Source organism: Azohydromonas lata NBRC 102462 (genome assembly GCF_001571085.1).
Classification (GTDB): Bacteria; Pseudomonadota; Gammaproteobacteria; order Burkholderiales; family Burkholderiaceae_C; genus Azohydromonas; species Azohydromonas lata.
On sequence record NZ_BCTC01000036.1, the window covers coordinates 26,233 to 44,199 of the forward strand.

Below are 17,967 nucleotides of genomic sequence, written 5' to 3' on the forward strand. Positions count from 1 at the left end.
GCCGGCGCCCCATCCCACGGCATAGGAGGAGAACCCATGAGCCATTCCATCGCCACGCTGGTCGGCAAGCTCAACGACACCTGCCGCGACGCCGCCACGCGCGCCGCATCGCTCACGCTGTCGCGCGGCCACGCCGCGGTGGACGTCGAGCACCTGCTGCTGGCGCTGCTGGACGTCCCGGCTACGGACTTGGGCACGCTGTGCTGTCGCTTCGACGTGGACGCCGCCGCGCTGCAGGCCGACCTGGAGCACGCGCTCGGCCATCTCCTGCGCGGCCCGGCATGCACCCCCGTGTTCGGCGACAGCCTGCTCAAGCTGCTGGAGCAGGCGGGGCTCATCGCCTCGCTGGACGCCCGCGATGCCCGCGTGCGCAGCGCCCACCTGTTGCTGGCCTTGCTCACCCAGCCCGCGCTGGCGCAGATCGCCCACCGTGCCAGCCGCTGCTTCGCACGCTTCCCCGTGGAGCTGCTCAGGCACCAGCTGGACGAGCTCACGCAGGGCTCGCGCGAGCGGCCGCCCGCCATCGGCGCGGCCCCGGCGGTTGTTGCGGCCTCGACGGCCTCGGTGGCCCAGGCGGCCGCCGTGCCGGCTCCCGCCGCCTCGCCCACCCCGGCACTGGACCAGTTCACGCTCAACCTCACGCAGCGCGCGCGTGACGGCGCGCTGGACCCCGTCATAGGCCGCGACGCCGAGATCCGCCAGGCCATGGACATCCTCATGCGCCGCCGCCAGAACAACCCGCTGCTCACCGGCGAGGCCGGCGTGGGCAAGACGGCCGTGGTGGAGGGGCTGGCGCTGCGCATTGCCGCGGGCGACGTGCCTGAGCCGCTGCGCGGCGTGGCGCTGCACACGCTGGACCTTGGGCTGCTGCAGGCCGGCGCCGGGGTCAAGGGCGAGTTCGAAAGCCGGCTCAAGAACGTCATTGCCGAGGTCAGGCGCAGCCCGCATCCCATCGTGCTCTTCATCGACGAGGCCCACGCCCTCATTGGCGCCGGCGGCGCGGCCGGGCAGTTGGACGCGGCCAACCTGCTCAAGCCCGCCCTGGCCCGCGGCGAGCTGCGTACCATCGCCGCCACCACCTGGAGCGAATACCGCAAGTACTTCGAAAAGGACGCCGCGCTGGTCCGCCGCTTCGAGCTGGTCAAGGTGGAGGAGCCCACACCCGCGCTGGCCGCGGCCATGCTGCGCGGCATGGCGCCGCTCATGGAGCGGCATTTCCGCGTGCGCATACGCGACGAGGCCATCACCGAGGCGGTACGGCTGTCCTCGCGCTACCTGCCGCAGCGGCAATTGCCCGACAAGGCCGTGAGCGTGCTGGACACCGCCTGCGCGCGCGTGGCGCTGGCCCATGGCGCGCAGCCGGCCGCCGTGGAGGAGTTGCGCCGCCAGATCGAGCGGCTGGATGCCGAGGCCGCCTCGCTGCACCGCGACCCCGGCGCGGCCGGCCTGCACGGCGCACGGCTGCAGGCGCTGCAGGCCGAGCGCCGCGAGGCCGCCGGGCGGCTCGATGCGCTGTGCACCCGCCACGCGGCCGAGCTGCAGCTCGTCAAGGAGCTGCAGGCCCTGGAGGACGGGCGCGAGGGCGATCCGGCTTCGCCCACCGTGGCCGGCCGCCTGGCCGCGGGCCGCACGACGCTGGCCTCGCTGCAGGCGCAGCAGCCGCTGGTGCCGCTGGAGGTGGATGCGGCCGTGGTGGCCGACGTCGTCTCGGCCTGGAGCGGCGTGCCCCTGGGGCGACTGCTGCACGGCGAGCTCGACACCGTGCTTGGGCTGCAGGCGCTGCTGGCGCGGCACGTCATCGGCCAAGACCACGCGTTGGCCGGCATCGCGCAGCGCGTACGCACCGGCCGCGCGCAACTACAGGATCCGGACAAGCCCCGCGCCGTCTTGCTCTTCGTCGGCCCAAGCGGCGTGGGCAAGACCGAGACGGCGCTGGCGCTGGCCGAGTTGCTCTATAGCGGCCGGCGCAATCTCATCACCCTCAACCTGAGCGAATACCAGGAGGCCCACGCCGTAAGCGGCCTCAAGGGCTCACCGCCGGGCTACGTGGGCTACGGCGAGGGTGGCGTGCTCACCGAGGCCGTGCGGCGCAATCCCTACAGCGTACTGCTGCTGGACGAGGCCGAAAAAGCCCACCCCGACGTGCTGGAGCTGTTCTTCCAGGTGTTCGACAAGGGCGAGATGGACGACGCCGAGGGCCGCGCGGTGGACTTCCGCCACTGCGTGATCATCCTGGCCAGCAACGCCGGCGCCGGGCTGATACGCCAAGCCTGCCTGGGTGGCGACGGCCATGCCTGGCCGGATGCCAACAGCCTGGCCGAGGCGCTGCATCCGCACCTGGCGCGCGTGTTCAAGCCCGCGCTGCTGGCCCGCATGGCGGTGGTGCCCTACTACCCGCTGTCGGACGCGTCGCTGCGCCACATCGTTGGCCTGAAGCTCGACCGCATCGCCGCGCGCGTGGCCCGCAACCACCAGGCCAGCCTGGAATGGGGCGAGGGCTTGATCGCCGCCATCCAGGCCCGCTGCACCGAAGGGGATGGCGGCGCGCGCAACGTGGACCATCTCCTCGATGCCACGCTGCTGCCCACGCTGGCCGAGCAGGTGCTGCAGCACATGGCCGGTGGCCAGCCCCTGCGGCGTCTGCACGTGGGCACCGACGAGGCCACGGGCGGTTTCACCTGCACCGCGCAGTAGCCGGCCCGCCGCGTCCCGTCGAGGTGATGATTTCAAAGGTGCCTCCCCGGTGCAGTCGGCCCCACTTGCGCGCGAGCTTGATGGCGCCCTCGTTGGCTTCGGCGCCGGAGCTGGCGAAGAACACACGGTCAAAGCCGCTGAGAATGTCGGCCGGCAAGATTGGGCCGTTTCCACAGCCGGGTTCCTACGACACGGACGTGCACGATTTCACGCGGCCATGATTCTGAAATCCTGGTGCGAGCGGCGCAGGCCGGTATGTCGCCACCTGCAGGGCCGCATGTCGAGAGCTCGCACAGGGGGAATACAGGGAATACAGCGCCTTGAGGCCGATGATGGCCTGCGCCCAAGTGACAAGGCCCACGCAGACTGCTGCCTGCGCGGGCGCCGGCAGCCGGTCACATGCTTGTGAGCGGCCATGGGAATATGCCGTTGGCCGCGTTCCACGCGAGGCCCATCGCCGGTTGGTACTTTTCTCAAAATCCGGCTTCACAAATGAAGAAACCCGCTTGAACGGGTTTCTTCATGCATATCGCAACGTCGTTTCAGTCACGCGCCTTGCGCAGGCGGCGGTCGGGGGCAATATCGTCAACAGTAAGTTGCTGTGCACGCATGATGTTGCGTATTTTCACCAGCGCATCCAGCCGCGCGGTTTCACGCATTTCTTCGGCCTGCCGTTCAAGGTCACTCAGTTCCGTGCGCAAGTCGTTGATGCGCGACACGATTTCCTCATACGTAGGCGCCCGTTGCGGCTTGACCCAACCCGATTGCTCAATCGCTGCCATATTTTCCATCATCAAAATCAAATGAACATCTGACTCTCCGCAGCTATGGATTCCTTGCTCGGATTCCAGCCGGTGGAGAGACCCCTTGCTGTGTTTTTCTTGCTGCTGTTGGATCGACATTGCGCACCGTCATGCAACGGCGCCAAACGACATTCGTAAAAAAACCTGTACCTCATCGGCGCCGCAAGCGCATCGCGCCTGCACTTGGACTTCGGACACCGGTGGATTATGACGGCATTTTTCCAGAGAAAGTTCCAAGAAGAATCCTATCAATAAGGGTAGGAAAAATGTTTCCGCTTGGTAAATCAACTGCTCCAGCGCACCATGCAATGCTGCGTCGCAGCACAAATCTGTACCGCATGGCGGGATGAACAACGCTATTTGGTCTGTGTTTGCTCCGGATCTTAAGCTTCACGCCTTGTCGACGCCATCACGTGATGCCGGCTCATGACCAAGCCCCGGCGGGTGCTCCGGACAAACCTCCCATAGTGGTGAATACCGCACAAGTGTTAATTGTTTCATGAATTTCCAGCCTTATCACCTCGGTGGTGGCGAATATATGGCCTTGCCGCCAGCCTTCATGGAATGAAGCGTGGCGGCCGACGGAAAGGCCACTTGCACTGCACCACGACAATGGCAGCCCATGACGCATGCCGCTGCTTCCAAAGTGAAACCTCCCGCCTGGCGCCGCTGGGCGGCCATCGCCCTGCGCTGTGTGCATCTGGGCGGCTTGGTGCTGCTGGGTGCCACCTTGTTGGGCGCACCGCTGCAGCCACGTGCCGGCGCGCTGTTGACGCTGGCCAGCGGCCTTGCGCTGTTCGTGGCGGAGCTGGCCGATACGCGCATCCGCTTGGGCGAGCTTGCCGGTCTGGTGGTGTTGCTGAAGCTGGTGGCTGTGGTCTGGATGGCACTGCATCCCGATGCCGCCCCCCTGCTTTTCTGGCTGGTTCTCGCGATATCGGGCCTCATGTCTCATGCGCCGCGGCCGCTGCGGCATTGGCGGCCAGGCCGCACGGCCGACCCGCGCGGCCGCTAAAAGCCGCCCGCAGCGCCAGCGGCGGCGCCTTGGCCCAAACTGCTGGGTCTCAGGATCTGGCCCGCGCCAGCAGCGCGCTCCAGCCCGGATAGTCACCCGGCGCCAGCGTGAATTTGCGCGCCATGGCGCCGGTGGAGGCGCCGTCCACGAGCGCGCGCACATAGCCCGCCGCATCGGTGATCCAACTGCCGCCCAACTGTGTGACGCCGCGTGCGAACAGCGGATCCGGCGGGCAGCCGACGCTGGGCCCAACCAGGGCCAACGCACGCGCGCCGCGGCAGTGCGTCAGCATGTGGTCCAGCGTGTCGTTGAGAAGCAGCGTGCCGGTGGACAGCACCTTGGCGCAGCCAGCGAGCTCGGCCGCGTCCAGCGTGACGCGCACGCCCTCGCGCTCGCCCACCAAGTCCGCGCGCAGCTCCACCACCAGCACGCGCGCGCCGCGCTCGACAATGCGGGGCACCAGCGGCGTGAAGTAGCCGATCATGCCCACCGTCTCGCCGGGCTGCGGGTCCAGCGCGCCCAGCGAGTCGCCACTGGGCGGCGGTACGAAGCCGGCACGGTCGAACAGGTGCCGCGTGAGCGCGTTGAGCGCTGCAAAGCCCAGGGTGCGCAGCAGGGGGTTACCGCCGGCATACAGCCGTGCCAGCGACAGCGCATCGGCTCCGGCCAGGTCCATGCGCTCACGCTCGCGGCGCAGGCCCGCCCAGGTGTCGCCCAACAGCACGTAGGACAGGCCTATGGACCCGTCGTCCAGCTCCAGCGCCGCGAACTCGCCGCGCATGGCACCCGGCGCGGGCGGCGGTGGCAGGTGCAACGCTTTGACTTGCGGCAGCGGACCCAGGGCGGCGAGTTGGTCGACCAGGGCCAGGGCGTCGTGGGCACAGCTCATGAAAGGCTCTTGTTGGAGGTGCCGTGCCGCGCGGCGCGCTGCGACAAGGCATTGGGAAAGTACAGCGCCGTGAGGCTCTTGCTGTGCACGGGAGAAAAACCGCGGCCGTCACCGCCCTCGGCTGCATCGGCGTAGCGGCGCCAGTCGCGCACCCAGTGAATGTCGTCGCAGACCTCCAGCAGACCCATGGTCTCGCGGTCGCCCACCAGCACGCCCTGCACGCGCAATCCGAAACGCTGCTGCGCCTGCTCCAGCCGCTGCAGCGTGTGCGGCGTGCAGCCAAACTCGCCGTCGCTCACCAGCAGCACGTCGGCCTGCTGCCAGCGCGCCTCGTGAACCCGCTCCAGGGCACGTTCTATGGGCGTCTGAATGTCGGTGCCGCCGTCAAAACTCTGGCCCATGAGTTCCAGCAGGGCTTGCAAACCCGCCGCGCCGCTTCCCAAGTCGCGCTCCAGTACCTCGCCGGGGCCGCCAAAGGCGATGAGCTTGCAGGCGCGGCCCTGCTCGTTGGCTGCGCGCAGCGCGGCGATGGCCACGGCCTTGGCGATGTTCTCAGGCGCGCCGCGCATGGAGCCCGAGGTGTCAAGGCACAGGATGATGGGCCCGCGCTCCAGCGGCACCGGGTCGGTCTGCGCGGCGTGGTGCTGGGGCGGCGCCTGCGGATCCACGCGCCAGTCGGTGAGGACGGCCTGCGTCTCCCAGCTCAGCAGCCGCGCCTCGGCATGGCGCGCGCGCCACAACTTTTTGAGCACCGGGTGCGTGAGCATCACGGCTTCACCGGCAAGCATGCGTTCCGGCCGCGAAGAGAAGCGCACGCCCACGATCTCGCCCGGCGCGTCCGGAAGCCGCGTTTCCACGGCGCGCAGGGCCGCGGGCGGCGCGGCGCGTGGGCTCTCCTGCGCTTGCGGCGCCGGCGCGGCGGCACTGCGTTCGGCGCGGCCCAAGCGGCGGATCAGCGTCACCAGCGACGGCAACTGCTGCAGCCATTCACTGGCCTTGCGTGCGGCCTGCCAGGAGCGTGAGTGAAGTTGCCCGTGCAACTCGTCCCAGCGCATGTGGCCCAGGTCGCCCAAGCTGCGCAGCAGCGTCAACTGCTCTTCCAGTCCGGCGCTCTCCAGTTGCCACTCGGCCTTGAAATCTTCGGCGACGCGGGCGATGGCCTGCGCGCGCGTGAGCCGTGGCTGGTGGTCCACGATGCGGTCCAGGTACCACAGCAGCGTGCGCAACACCTGCTCGGCCAGCGCGCCCACGCCGCGCGCAAGCGTGGGCAGGCCCAGCTCGCCCACGGCGCGGCGTAGCGGCGCGGCGGCCGCGGCATCGCCGAAGTCGGCTCCCACAGGCGGCAACGTGCCGGCCACGAGGTTGTCCAGCCAGATGCGGGCGTCGGCCAGGCGTTGCGCGCGCTCGCCGGCGCTGGCGATGAGCGTGGGCAGCCACAACGCGCGCGGCAGCGCACTCAAGCGGTCGTAGGGACGGTCGAGCGCGCCGCCGTCTTCCATCTGCGGCTCAGGCATTGACGGCGTGCAGCAGCACCGGCGCGGGAGCCACCGTCTCCAACTGCTCGTTCACGGGCAAGTCGGCAAAGCCCTCGCGCGTGGCCAGCAGCCGCCCAATGAGCGCCGCCATCACGCCGCGGGTGCGGGCGTGCGCGAGCAGCAGCCGCTCAGCGAGTTCCGGCGGCAGCCACAGGCGGCCTTGCAGCCGTTGCGCCAGGGCCTGCTCGCGCGCGGCAGCGGCTTCATGCTGCTCGCGAGCTTGGGCCAGCACCTCGTCCACCTGGGCCACGCGGGCCGCGACGTGCACGGGGCTGTAGCGCCGGCGCAGTTTCTCCTCCAGCGTGCCGGAGACCATGCGCAGCAATTGTTCGCCTTGCTCGCTGCCGGCCATGGAACGCGCCAGCGCCAGCTTGCCGGCGGCGTTGGCGGCATCGGGATCGTCCGGCGCGGACAGCTCGATTTCCAACTGCTTTTCAAACGCCTCCACGGCGCGCGTGAGCCAGGGGGCGTCCTGCGGGCGGGCATCCAGGAGGTCGTGCTCGAACCAGGCGGCGAGCTTGGGCACGTCTTGCGGTGTGGCGCAGGCCACGTAGGAGGCTGTCCACAGGTCCAGCTCGTCGATCTCGTCGCGGCCTTCGGTGGCGGCGGCCACGCGCAGCAATTGCATCCACTGGCGCCATCGGCGGTCGGACAGCGTGAGTTCCTGGGCCTGCAGCCAGGCGCGCAAGGCGTGGCAGGCGGCTTGGGCTTGAGCGCCCAAGCGTACTTGTGCGGCGGCCTGCGCCACCCCGGCGCGCTCGGCGGCTGACATGGGTGCCTCCACGTCCACGGTACCCGACTGGAGATTGAGCAGCGCACTGAAGGCGTCGTCGCTCACCGGATGCACGGGTACGCGAAGGATGAAACGGTCAAAGAAGGCTTGCAGGGCCTCGTCGCCCGGGATCTCGTTGCTGGCGCCCACCACGCTCACCAACGGCGTGCGCACCCGGCCGCAGCCGTTGTCGAACTCGCGTTCGTTGAGTAGCGTCAGCAGCGCGTTGAGAATGGCCGAGTTGGCCTTGAACACCTCGTCCAGGAAGGCGATGCCGGCCGTGGGCAGGAAGCCATCGGTGAGCCGCTCGTAGCGGTCGTCCTCCAGCGCCTTGAGCGACAGCGGACCGAAGAGTTCCTCCGGCGTCGAAAAGCGTGTGAGCAGCCGCTCGAAGTAGCGCGCACCGGCAAAGGCGCGGTGCAGCCGCCGCGCCAATTCACTTTTGGCCGTGCCGGGCGGGCCTATGAGCAGCACGTGCTCACCGGCCAGCGCAGCCAGCAGGCACAGCCGCACCGCCGTCTGGCGCTCCAGCAGTCCGGTTTCCAGGGATTCAAGCAAAGCGCACAGGCGCGCAGGGGAAGGAGAACGACTCATGCCGTTCATTGTCGCTAGGCCGTTACGGTCGGAAAAAGAAACAGGTTCAAGAATCAGCCGCTTCACACAGCTTTACCTGCGCTTTACGCTCCGGTGGTGAACCGGCAGGTGGCCGACACCGTTTCCATACGGGTGCCGCCCTCTTGCATTTCGAGCGGCGGGCCAAGAAAAGGAGTTCGGTTCATGAGCAGCAAGAACATCGTCATCGCGGCATTGGCCCTGGCCGGTGCGTTGAGCACCGGCATGGCGCGCGCCCATGGCGAAGAGGTGCAGTGGTCGGTGACCATAGGCACGCCTGTGGGCGTACCGGTGTACCGCCAGCCTGCACCGGTCTACGCGCCGGCCCCCGTGGTGGTTCCCGCTCCCGTGTACGTGCAGCCCGCGCCGCTGAGCCGGCCTCGCGGCTATCACGAGCGCACACGCTGGGACGTCGATGGTGATGGCATCCCTAACCGCAGCGACCATCTTTACAACCCCGCCTGGGACCGGGACGGCGACGGCATTCCCAACCGATATGACCGCTATAACAATCTGCGCCGCGACTGGAACGGCGACGGCGTGCCGAATTGGGCCGAGCGTCGCGATGGGCGTCGCTGATACATAAAACGACGCCGGGCTGCGTGGCGCTTGACCCTCGCAGCCCGGCAGAGATCGGGGAATTCGAACCTGTCAGTCGCTCAACGTCCGCGCCGCAGCGGGGATGCGATCAACAGGTCGGTCATGCGTAGTAGCTGGCGTAATTCGAGGTGGTGCTGCGGTCCTTGTTCAATACAGACATCACCGTCGGACAGCTTTCCACCGCTGCAAATGCCTTTTGCAAGTCGGAATAAGAAGTTCTGGACTCTTCGACAACCACCAATACTTGTCCCATCTTGGCCGCAAGGACCTTGGCCTCGGACGTCAGCAACAAGGGCGTGGAATCGAAAATCACCACGCGGTCCCTGTAGCGGTTTGCAAGTTCATCCAGAAAATTGGACATGGCCTCCGAGGCCAGAATTTCCGTCGATCGCGTATTGCTGGTTCCGGCCGGCAACAGCGACAAGCGGGGAATATTTGTCTTGAGCATGACATCGGCCACATCCAGGCTCGGATTCGTCAGCACGTCCAACAGACCTTTTCGTGCCTGCAGGCCCAGCGAACGCATCAAATTGCAGCGTACAACATCGCCATCCACGAGCAATACCGACGTATCGATTTCAATGGCCATACTGACTGCCAAATTCAGTGCAAAAAAAGTCTTTCCTTCGCCGGGTAGCGCGCTGGTAACCATGATAAGAGCCGGCCGACCATTGTGACTACTGCGGCCCTTGCGCACATTGTCCAACAGCGGACGTTTGATGTGCCGGAATTCCTCCGCGATGGTTGATCGGACCTTTGTAGATGCCAGGACACCGGCCTCTTCAAGCAGATCGAAATCCAATGTCACCGTTTCTGAATGGCGCCCACTGGGGCGGGACCTGATTGTGTGAGAAACGGAATCCATCTGCAGCCGCCCATTTGAGCCAACGAATTCTTGATTTTGTATTTTCTCATTGGATAAATCTGGAGCAGTTCCATCTGGCACTTGCACATGAGGCACCGTTCCCATCCTGCCGCCTGCGTGACAGCCGTCAGAATGGGGAGCAGGCACCTGAACTCCGGTTCTGGAAAGCTCCTGCAGGCGTTGTGACGCAAGCTCGATGATATTCATCCACAATTCCCTCGTGAGTTATTGGTAGGCAGCAATCCACACAACCCAAAATGCTTGAATAACCATCAGTGCGGCAAGTGCCATGGCAAGGCGCTGCAATTCTGCACGTTGAATTTGCACATGTCGCGGACTGATTTGAAGTGAAATCGCACCTAGCACGGGCCTGCCAGACAGACGGCGCAGTGCATCGGCGCTGTGTACTGTCGGGTGGAGAGATTCAGACAATATAGTTGATCCAATTCCTGCCAGGATAGCAACAAAAACAGCAATCAACGAAAGATGAAAGCGCGACGGGAATACTGGTGAGGACGATACCTTCACAGGCTCAATAATACGGAATTCAGCAAGCTGTGAATTTTCACTGAGCTTCATCCCCAGCGATGCGGCTTCTCTACGGGAAACGAGGGCGTCATAGTTCTTCCGGATGACGTCGTAATCCCGATTCAACTGCGCCAACTCCGCTTCCACCTGAGGCATACGGTCGCCAACAGAACGGGCCTGTTCCAATATAGATTGCTTGGTAGCCAGCTGCGAGCGCAAAGATGCTACTTGAGCTTCCGTTTCCACCAACTGCAGCTTAAGTCGTTGATACACAGGATTGGTGGCCGTTCGCCGTGCATAACTGGTCGAGCTTTTTCCAGACGCTGCGTCCTGCTCAATATTCTTAAGCTCAGCTACCAATTGTGCTACCAACCTTCTGGCATTGATAACCTCCGGATGGGACTCGGTAAAGCGCTGCAACAAATCATCAAGACGTTTTTGCTGAGCTTCAAGCCTGTTTTCCAGTTCAGCTACCGCGGGTGAAGCCATCCCATCAATGATGGAATTGGAACCATCACCACTCAAAGACATTTTATAGGTATCTCTTGCTCTTTCAGCCGCTTTTAATTCCGATGTGATTTTGGCGACCTCCTCAGAAAGTACAGAAACACGGGTGAAATAATCCTGGGTGGATACGCCTGATGCTCCAAAATTCTTTATCTTGAATTCCTTGACACGATTTTCCGCATCGGTGAGTTTTTTCTCGTAATCTCGAATTTGTTCTTCGATAAAGTGTTCGGCGTCTTCTGAGTCGCGCTGCTTTTCATCGGCGCCCGACTGAAGAAATAAATTAACGGTGGCATTTACAAGGTTTTTTGCATTGTCGGCTGATTCGCCTCTATAACTGATTTCATAGAAATTGTAATTATCGCCGGATGCTGGTACTACTTTGATTCTAGTCATCAGTCGATTGACTAAATCTTCTTTGTCTGTTGCTCCCTCATACGTAAATTGCAGACCTGGGCTGTTGAGCAGGCGTTGAACATTAGGCCGGGAGATTAGCGTGCGCGCGAGCATCCGAACTTGCTGATCTACGTCTGGTTGATAAGTCAACCCCGACATAAGAGGTTTCAGCATTTTTTGGGTGTCTACGTAAATCTGCGCTTTAGCTTCATAGCGATTGGGAGCGAAAGAAACCGCTACTCCGGCCAGAATAGAAACTGCTGCCGTAACAGTAATTGCCATCCATCGTCTGCCGTACAAGCCGCGCACCAACAGGCGGCCTTGTTCTCTGACCGTCTCAATAAAATTTTTCATATAAAGCAGATAAGGTCATGACAAATGTGCCCAAACAGCTTTCTTGGTCAGTTCAGGCACGCCCCTCCGGACGGTGAGTGTGCCAACGTCTCCAGCACAGACGCGTAACTACAAGACGACCACCCCCGAAACGCGGTATGCGATGCATGAAGCAGTTGCGAATCGACACGCAACAAGACATCCTTTGCACAATCGTCCAAGCAAGGTCTGCTAATAGGCCCTGATGTGGATAAAGCAAAAAAAGTTAGACGCTGAGCCCACAGGCATCAGTCACCGATCGGTTGTGAGGCGCTTCAGAAAAGCGCACTGCATGACCGCCGGCCGGGGGGATCAAACATGAAACATGGAACGCAACGCGGCGTACTGTCTGCCGTGAGGCAAACCATTGGCCAGCTATTTCGGGACCGGGGGAACTCATGAAGAATCCAGAGGCAATGCCTTCTACGACCATTCTTGAATTTCCACAAATGAATTCTATAAGGCGGCTCATGCCCTTGAGCGCCGAAGAGCTTGCAAGTTCAAATGCCAGCAATACGTCTGACTATGGAAAAGCGGCACCTTTGAAAAACTTCGGCCTAGACCGCGACTTCCGTTTCGGTGACTATGGCGATTTTCTAAACAAGTTGCGCCTAGAAAAATTAAGAGCGCAACGCTCAGGCTCTCCCCTTTCCATAGCACTGTATCGGATCCAGCCCGAAAATGAATGTATTGAGGGCCTAGGTGTTGTCCAGTTATTGGAATCATTGGACACCACCTCACGCGAAACCGATATTATTGGATATATCGGCGACGAGGTCATTGCCGTGCTTTGCCCGGATACGGATGCTGAAGGTTTGAAGACATTTGTAGGGAAGATAAATGCGCTGACGGGCGGTGCATGGACTCCAAAAGATATCGCGACCTATCCAAATGAATTGTTCGAGGGGCTCGCTGCGCTGCACCGGCGAACGTCAGAAATGCAAAGTCTCATTACTGGCGAATATCTTAAAACACAACGTAATGGGTACAGATTAAAACGTTGCATCGATATTTTAGGATCTATGTGCGCGTTAGCAATTTTCTCTCCGCTAATGCTGCTAGTGGCTATTGCCATCGCAGTCACATCACCAGGTCCTATTTTTTTCAAGCAACTGCGCCTCGGCAAAGGTGGCATTTCTTTTTGGTGCTATAAATTCCGGTCTATGGTGGCCAATGTTGACGACAATATTCACCGAGAGTTTGTCGCTGCATTGATCAACGGAGAATCTTCGCACGCCCAGGATGCGTCCGGAGAGGTGCCACTCTTTAAAATAAAAGCTGATCCAAGGATCACCTGGATAGGAAATATCATTCGAAAAACAAGCATCGACGAGTTGCCTCAACTTTTCAATGTCCTTAAAGGTGAAATGAGTCTAGTCGGGCCGCGTCCCCCCATTCCCTATGAGGCAGAAAATTACAAAGCATGGCATTTGCGTCGAGTTTTGAGTGCAATGCCAGGTATCACTGGTTTATGGCAGGTTGAGGGCCGCAGTCGTGTCACATTTGACGAAATGGTGCGAATGGATTTGCGATACATTCGCGATTGCTCCCTGGGACTAGATATAAAAATCTTGCTAAAAACCATAAAAGTCGTGCTTCGAGGTGAAGGCGCACAATAACTGAATCTGGAAGGATGAATATGAAAATCCAAGGCGCAAAAATTCTGGTCACTGGCGGAGCAGGCCTTATAGGCTCCTCCACCATCGATCAACTTCTAAAGAATTATTCGCCAACTCGAATAATTATCTTGGACAATTTAGTGCGCGGATCTATTGCAAACATCCATGGCATACTGAAAGATCCTCGGGTGACCTTCATACACGGCGACATCCGGGATATGGGGTGTGTCCGCAAGGCTATACATAGAGTAGATGCAGTGATCCATATGGCCGCGTTGCGTATCACGGCATGTGCTGCAGATACTCAGGAAGCTATGCAAGTTATGTGCAACGGGAGCTTCAACGTAGTGGAGGCGGCCCGTGAAGCCGGCGTCAAAAAAGTCGTAGCTGCCTCATCGGCTTCAATTTACGGTTTGGCGGATAGCTTTCCTACATCGGAAAGACACCACCCTTATAACAATCAAACATGGTACGGCGCAGCCAAGGTAATGCTTGAAGGTTTGTTGCGCTCTTATCATGCAATGAGTGATTTGCATTACGTTGCGCTACGCTATTTCAATGTATATGGGCCACGGATGGATTTGCATGGAAGATATACCGAGGTGTTGATTCGTTGGATGCAGCGAATTGATGCCGGGCTGCCACCGATCATAATGGGCGATGGCAATCAAACGATGGATTTTGTTTACATCGATGATGTTGCTCGTTCCAACGTGCTTGCATTGGCATCGGATGTCGATGATGAAGTTTTCAATGTGGCAAGTGGTACGGAAACCAGTCTCAATGATTTAGTGACTGCCCTGTTAAACGTGATGGGGTCAAATTTAAAGCCAGAATACGCTCCAGAACGCAGCGTAAATCCAGTGCCGCGCAGATTGGCCGATGTATCGAAAGCCAAAAACTTGCTGAATTTTCAATCCGAGGTGAGCCTTGAAGATGGATTGTCACGCTTGGTTAAGTGGTGGCAGTTAAACAAGCATTGTGTGGAGGCCGCATGATTCCGATTACAAAACCGGTGATGGGCGAGGAGGAAGCGCAGGCTGCAAGTCGGGCTGTCTTAAGCGGTTGGACATCGCAAGGTCCTGAGGTTGCAGCATTCGAAAAAGAGTTTGCGGCATTCGTTGAGGCGCCTTATGCGTGTGCAGTTTCCAATTGCACGACTGCGTTGCATTTGGCGCTATTGGCAGCCGGTGTCGGACCTGGTGATGAAGTCGTTACGGTAAGCCATTCTTACATTGCCACCGCCAACAGCATTCGGTACTGCGGCGCCACTCCGGTATTTGTAGATATTGATGCGCAGTCTTACAACCTGAATGCCACTTTGTTGGAGGCTGCACTTACCAAACGCACACGAGCTATTTTGTGTGTGCATCAAATTGGCCTGCCTTGTGATTTGAGTGCAGTTATAGATGTCGGCCGTCGACACAAAATTCCCGTTATCGAAGACGCGGCCTGTGCCATCGGTAGTGAAATTTTTTGGAACAACGAATGGCAAAAAATAGGCGCACCACATGGCGACGTAGCATGTTTTTCATTTCATCCCAGGAAAATTATCAGTACGGGTGACGGCGGCATGATCACAACGCGCCATGCGGAATGGGACAAGCAATTTCGGTTGCTTCGTCAACATGGCATGAGTGTGTCGGATACAGTGCGGCATTCATCAGCGCAAGTAGTTTTTGAATCGTATCCAACGCTTGGCTATAACTATCGAATGACGGATATACAGGCTGCTGTTGGACGAGAACAACTCAAGCGTCTACCTGGAATTGTGGCTCAGCGTCGAGCGCTGGCGCTGCGCTACGGGGAGTTACTGAAAAACATTGAAGGTCTTGGTCTTCCATCAGAACCAGATTGGGCAAAAAGCAACTGGCAGAGTTACTGCATTCGGTTACCCGTCGACTGTGATCAACGTGAAGTCATGCAGTGGATGCTTGACAAGGGCATTAGCACGCGACGAGGTGTTATGTGCAGCCACCGGGAGCCTGCCTACGCTGGTTTTGACATTCGTCATTCGCTGCTTCACTCAGAGTTAGCCCAAGACCAATGCATTTTATTACCCCTATTCCCCGGCATGTCGCTGGGCGAACAGACTTATGTAACAGACGCCTTGCGACAGGCCTGTGAAAATAGATATTTAAAATTATCTCAAGTGAGCGAAGCTGCACGGGAGCTGCTTGGTGGCTGACAGCATTTCGTCACTACCGATCGATGATTCAACTTCAAGTAGCACTGCATCCACTGGTCAAAGACGGGCGCATGGCTACCGCGATATATTGAAGTCGACTGCGCTGATCGGTAGCGCCACCGCGATCAACATCGGCATTGGTATCATCCGCACAAAAGCCATGGCGATGCTGCTGGGCCCCGCAGGGTATGGGGTAATGGGGACCTTTGGGCAAATAACTGATTTAGCCCGCACCGTTGCTCAACTAGGAATTAATTCTAGCGGCGTGAGGCAGATCGCCGACGCAGTAGCTTCAAATGATCAAAGGCACATCGCACGCACGGTCCACGTGCTCCGATTTGTTTCCATAGCTTGTGCTCTGATTGGGGCAGCAGGTCTGGCCATTTTTGCAAAACCTATAGCGGCGTTGACCTTTGGCAGTGCAGATCATGCCTCGGCCATGTGGTGGCTTGCACTGGCAGTATTCTTTGGGCTGATTACAGGCGGACAGGGTGCGCTGCTGCAAGGCATGCGGCGTATTCCGGAAATGGCTAAATTGGCGGTTATTGGTGGTTTGATGGGTTTGGTTGTAGGTGTGCCATTGGTTTATTTTTACGGAAGCACAGGGATTGCACCATCCCTGACGGCCAGTGCAGCTTGCCTGGCGTTGGCTTCGTGGTGGTACACGCGCCGTATCGAATTGGACAGGCCAGCCATGAAGCTGGTGGAAATACTTAAGGAGTCCGGCACGCTGTTCAAACTAGGTCTTGCATTCTTAGTCAGTGGCTTTCTCATGCAAGGTGCAGCCTACGTAGTGCGCATCGTCATACTGCAGCATGATGGTGCCGATGCTGCTGGTTTTTACCAAGCAGCATGGACCTTAGGCGGGCTGTATGCCGGGGTAGTACTCCAGGCACTTGGTACGGATTTTTATCCCCGGCTGGTGGGCGTGGCTCATTCGAATGAAGAATGTAATCGGACAATAAATGAACAAGCGCAAATCAGCCTCTTACTCGCTATACCAGGTCTTGTAGCGACCATATCACTGGCGCCGTTGATAATAACACTGTTCTACAGCGAGGCATTTCATGCTTCAGTAGAAATTTTGCGTTGGATTTGCATTGGCATGGCTTTGCGTGTATTTATATACCCGGTGGGATATCTTGTGGTTGCACGTAATAAACAGGTGCTCTTTTTCTTGATGGATGCTGCTTGGTGTGTTGCCAACGTGCTGCTCACTTGGTGGTTGGTAGATTGGATTGGGACAATGGGTGCCGGTTTGGCTTATGCGGCATCTTACGGATTGCATGCACTGCTGGTTTACTTCGCAGCCAGGAAATTAAGTGATTTTCAGTGGAGTCGCTCCACGTTTCGCACGGCATGCTATGGCGCCTCTACTGTTACCGTCGCATTTTTTGCAGTAGAGATTTTGCCACCTATTTGGGCTTATATTGTGGCAATCGGTGTGACAATGTTATGCAGCATTGTTTCGCTGCGTTCGCTTTTAGAACTGGTGTCGCCTCAACGTCAAACGGGGGCACTGCGATACCTGCTTAAATTGGGGAAGGTGATTTCATGAGCTCCATCGATGTCGTAATTCCCTGTTATTGCTATGGCCGTTACCTGCGTGAATGCGTGGAAAGCGTGCTGAGCCAGGATGTAGAAAAAATTCGAGTACTCATTATTGACGATGCTTCGCCTGATGAAACTCCAGAAATTGGAACTTCGCTGGCACGAAACGACAAAAGAGTAAGTTACGTGCGTCATGCTGTGAATGCGGGTCATATTAAAACATATAACGAAGGTCTTGCATGGGTCAAAGCTGAGTATATGTTGCTCTTGTCAGCTGATGACTGTCTCATGCCAGGTGCATTTTCTCGAACCATCAATTTCATGAGCCGCCATCCAAAAATGTCTCTTTGTTTTGCTGAGGCAGTTGAATTACATAACGACGGGCAATTGATGCCGGTGCCGTCTAACATACCTGGGGAACCTGGTGCCGAAGTTGTGATGAATTTGCATGAATTTCTAAGTCACTGCCTTTTGGCCGGCTCCAGCAACATCGTATGTACGCCGACTGCCGTGGTCAGAACTGATTTTTTAAAGCGTCTAGGTTTTTACCGCGATGATTTGCCGCACAGTGCAGATTTCGAAATGTGGCTTCGGCTCGCGGCTCATGGTCCTGTTGGTTTTATTAAGAATCCCTTAGCTTTCTACCGTCGGCATGACGGTAATATGACATTAGGGTATTTGAACGAAAAAATTCTGGCTGATTTTAAGCAGCGAAAAGCTGCTTTTGATATTTTTCGGAAGGAAAACGAGTGTGTAATTAATGATATGCCGGTCATGTATGAAAAATTGTTGTGTCACTTGGCGCAACATGCCATCGGAATCGCGAGTATGGCGTTCAATGGAAAGAAGACTGCACTCTGTGATGAAATATGTGAATATTCTGAACTTATTTACCCGGCTATCAAAAAGACGCGCGCATGGTGGCTGCTTAAATGCAAAAAAATAATTGGATTTGGTTTGGTGGATGTATTGCGTCGATGGGCTTTTTTTAACAATCGCTTGAAAAATATATGACTATCTT

General features: G+C 58.9%; 14 protein-coding genes and 1 pseudogene. 8 read left to right on the forward strand and 7 right to left on the reverse strand.

What is annotated here, in order from left to right:
• The first annotated feature begins 36 nt into the window (after positions 1–36).
• Positions 37–2,694 carry a type VI secretion system ATPase TssH gene (gene tssH, locus ALA01S_RS14325; protein ID WP_066337506.1) on the forward strand — a complete coding sequence of 886 codons (2,658 nt, stop codon included), beginning with the start codon at positions 37–39 and terminating at the stop codon, positions 2,692–2,694.
• Between the two features lie 22 nt (positions 2,695–2,716).
• On the opposite strand, the pseudogene argD reads toward tssH, so the two are convergent.
• Together argD and ALA01S_RS33005 are read right to left on the reverse strand one after the other, a co-directional pair.
• Positions 2,717–2,833: pseudogene (gene argD, locus ALA01S_RS33000) on the reverse strand (acetylornithine transaminase); the annotation flags it as partial.
• A gap of 403 nt (positions 2,834–3,236) precedes the next feature.
• The gene (locus ALA01S_RS33005) at positions 3,237–3,596 is read right to left on the reverse strand and encodes a hypothetical protein (protein ID WP_157119005.1); all 360 of its coding nucleotides are present in this window, start codon (positions 3,594–3,596) and stop codon (positions 3,237–3,239) included.
• Positions 3,597–4,206: 610 nt separating this feature from the next.
• On the opposite strand from ALA01S_RS33005, the gene ALA01S_RS14330 reads away from it, so the two are divergent.
• Entirely contained in the window at positions 4,207–4,512 is a 306-nt protein-coding gene (locus ALA01S_RS14330) for a hypothetical protein (RefSeq protein WP_157119006.1), read from the forward strand.
• A 49-nt stretch (positions 4,513–4,561) separates the two neighbouring features.
• Here ALA01S_RS14330 and ALA01S_RS14335 read toward each other — a convergent pair whose 3' ends face one another.
• From ALA01S_RS14335 to ALA01S_RS14345, 3 genes are read right to left on the reverse strand one after another with little or no spacing between them, the layout of a single operon-like run.
• The gene (locus ALA01S_RS14335) at positions 4,562–5,401 is read right to left on the reverse strand and encodes a DUF364 domain-containing protein (protein WP_066337511.1); all 840 of its coding nucleotides are present in this window, start codon (positions 5,399–5,401) and stop codon (positions 4,562–4,564) included.
• A complete protein-coding gene (locus tag ALA01S_RS14340) occupies positions 5,398–6,915 on the reverse strand; it encodes a VWA domain-containing protein (RefSeq protein ID WP_066337512.1) in 1,518 nt (505 codons plus the stop codon). The genes ALA01S_RS14335 and ALA01S_RS14340 overlap by 4 nt, the downstream gene beginning before the upstream one ends.
• The gene (locus ALA01S_RS14345) at positions 6,908–8,302 is read right to left on the reverse strand and encodes an AAA family ATPase (protein WP_238455801.1); all 1,395 of its coding nucleotides are present in this window, start codon (positions 8,300–8,302) and stop codon (positions 6,908–6,910) included. Before ALA01S_RS14345 ends, ALA01S_RS14340 begins: the two co-directional genes overlap by 8 nt.
• Positions 8,303–8,485: 183 nt before the next feature.
• Here ALA01S_RS14345 and ALA01S_RS14350 point away from each other — a divergent pair, with 183 nt between their 5' ends.
• Positions 8,486–8,899 carry a hypothetical protein gene (locus ALA01S_RS14350; RefSeq protein WP_066337515.1) on the forward strand — a complete coding sequence of 138 codons (414 nt, stop codon included), beginning with the start codon at positions 8,486–8,488 and terminating at the stop codon, positions 8,897–8,899.
• Between the two features lie 121 nt (positions 8,900–9,020).
• Here the strand turns inward: ALA01S_RS14350 and ALA01S_RS31795 are convergent, their stop codons facing one another.
• Both ALA01S_RS31795 and ALA01S_RS31800 read right to left on the reverse strand, forming a co-directional pair.
• Positions 9,021–9,992: an XrtA-associated tyrosine autokinase gene (locus ALA01S_RS31795; protein ID WP_084267555.1), complete on the reverse strand. Its 972-nt coding sequence runs from the start codon at positions 9,990–9,992 to the stop codon at positions 9,021–9,023.
• Positions 9,993–10,010: 18 nt separating this feature from the next.
• A complete protein-coding gene (locus ALA01S_RS31800; protein WP_084267556.1) occupies positions 10,011–11,570 on the reverse strand; it encodes an XrtA system polysaccharide chain length determinant in 1,560 nt (519 codons plus the stop codon).
• Between the two features lie 416 nt (positions 11,571–11,986).
• Here ALA01S_RS31800 and ALA01S_RS34790 point away from each other — a divergent pair, with 416 nt between their 5' ends.
• From ALA01S_RS34790 to ALA01S_RS31810, 5 genes are read left to right on the forward strand one after another with little or no spacing between them, the layout of a single operon-like run.
• Positions 11,987–13,207 (forward strand): sugar transferase, encoded by a 1,221-nt coding sequence (locus tag ALA01S_RS34790; RefSeq protein ID WP_238455802.1) that lies wholly within the window; start codon positions 11,987–11,989, stop codon positions 13,205–13,207.
• A 14-nt stretch (positions 13,208–13,221) separates the two neighbouring features.
• Positions 13,222–14,205, forward strand: coding sequence for an NAD-dependent epimerase/dehydratase family protein (locus ALA01S_RS14365; RefSeq protein WP_238455803.1), 984 nt, complete (start codon positions 13,222–13,224; stop codon positions 14,203–14,205).
• Positions 14,202–15,395, forward strand: coding sequence for a DegT/DnrJ/EryC1/StrS family aminotransferase (locus ALA01S_RS14370; protein ID WP_066337518.1), 1,194 nt, complete (start codon positions 14,202–14,204; stop codon positions 15,393–15,395). Before ALA01S_RS14365 ends, ALA01S_RS14370 begins: the two co-directional genes overlap by 4 nt.
• The gene (locus tag ALA01S_RS31805) at positions 15,388–16,953 is read left to right on the forward strand and encodes an O-antigen translocase (protein ID WP_157119007.1); all 1,566 of its coding nucleotides are present in this window, start codon (positions 15,388–15,390) and stop codon (positions 16,951–16,953) included. Before ALA01S_RS14370 ends, ALA01S_RS31805 begins: the two co-directional genes overlap by 8 nt.
• Positions 16,950–17,960 carry a glycosyltransferase gene (locus ALA01S_RS31810; protein ID WP_084267558.1) on the forward strand — a complete coding sequence of 337 codons (1,011 nt, stop codon included), beginning with the start codon at positions 16,950–16,952 and terminating at the stop codon, positions 17,958–17,960. The genes ALA01S_RS31805 and ALA01S_RS31810 overlap by 4 nt, the downstream gene beginning before the upstream one ends.
• Positions 17,961–17,967 lie beyond the last annotated feature (7 nt).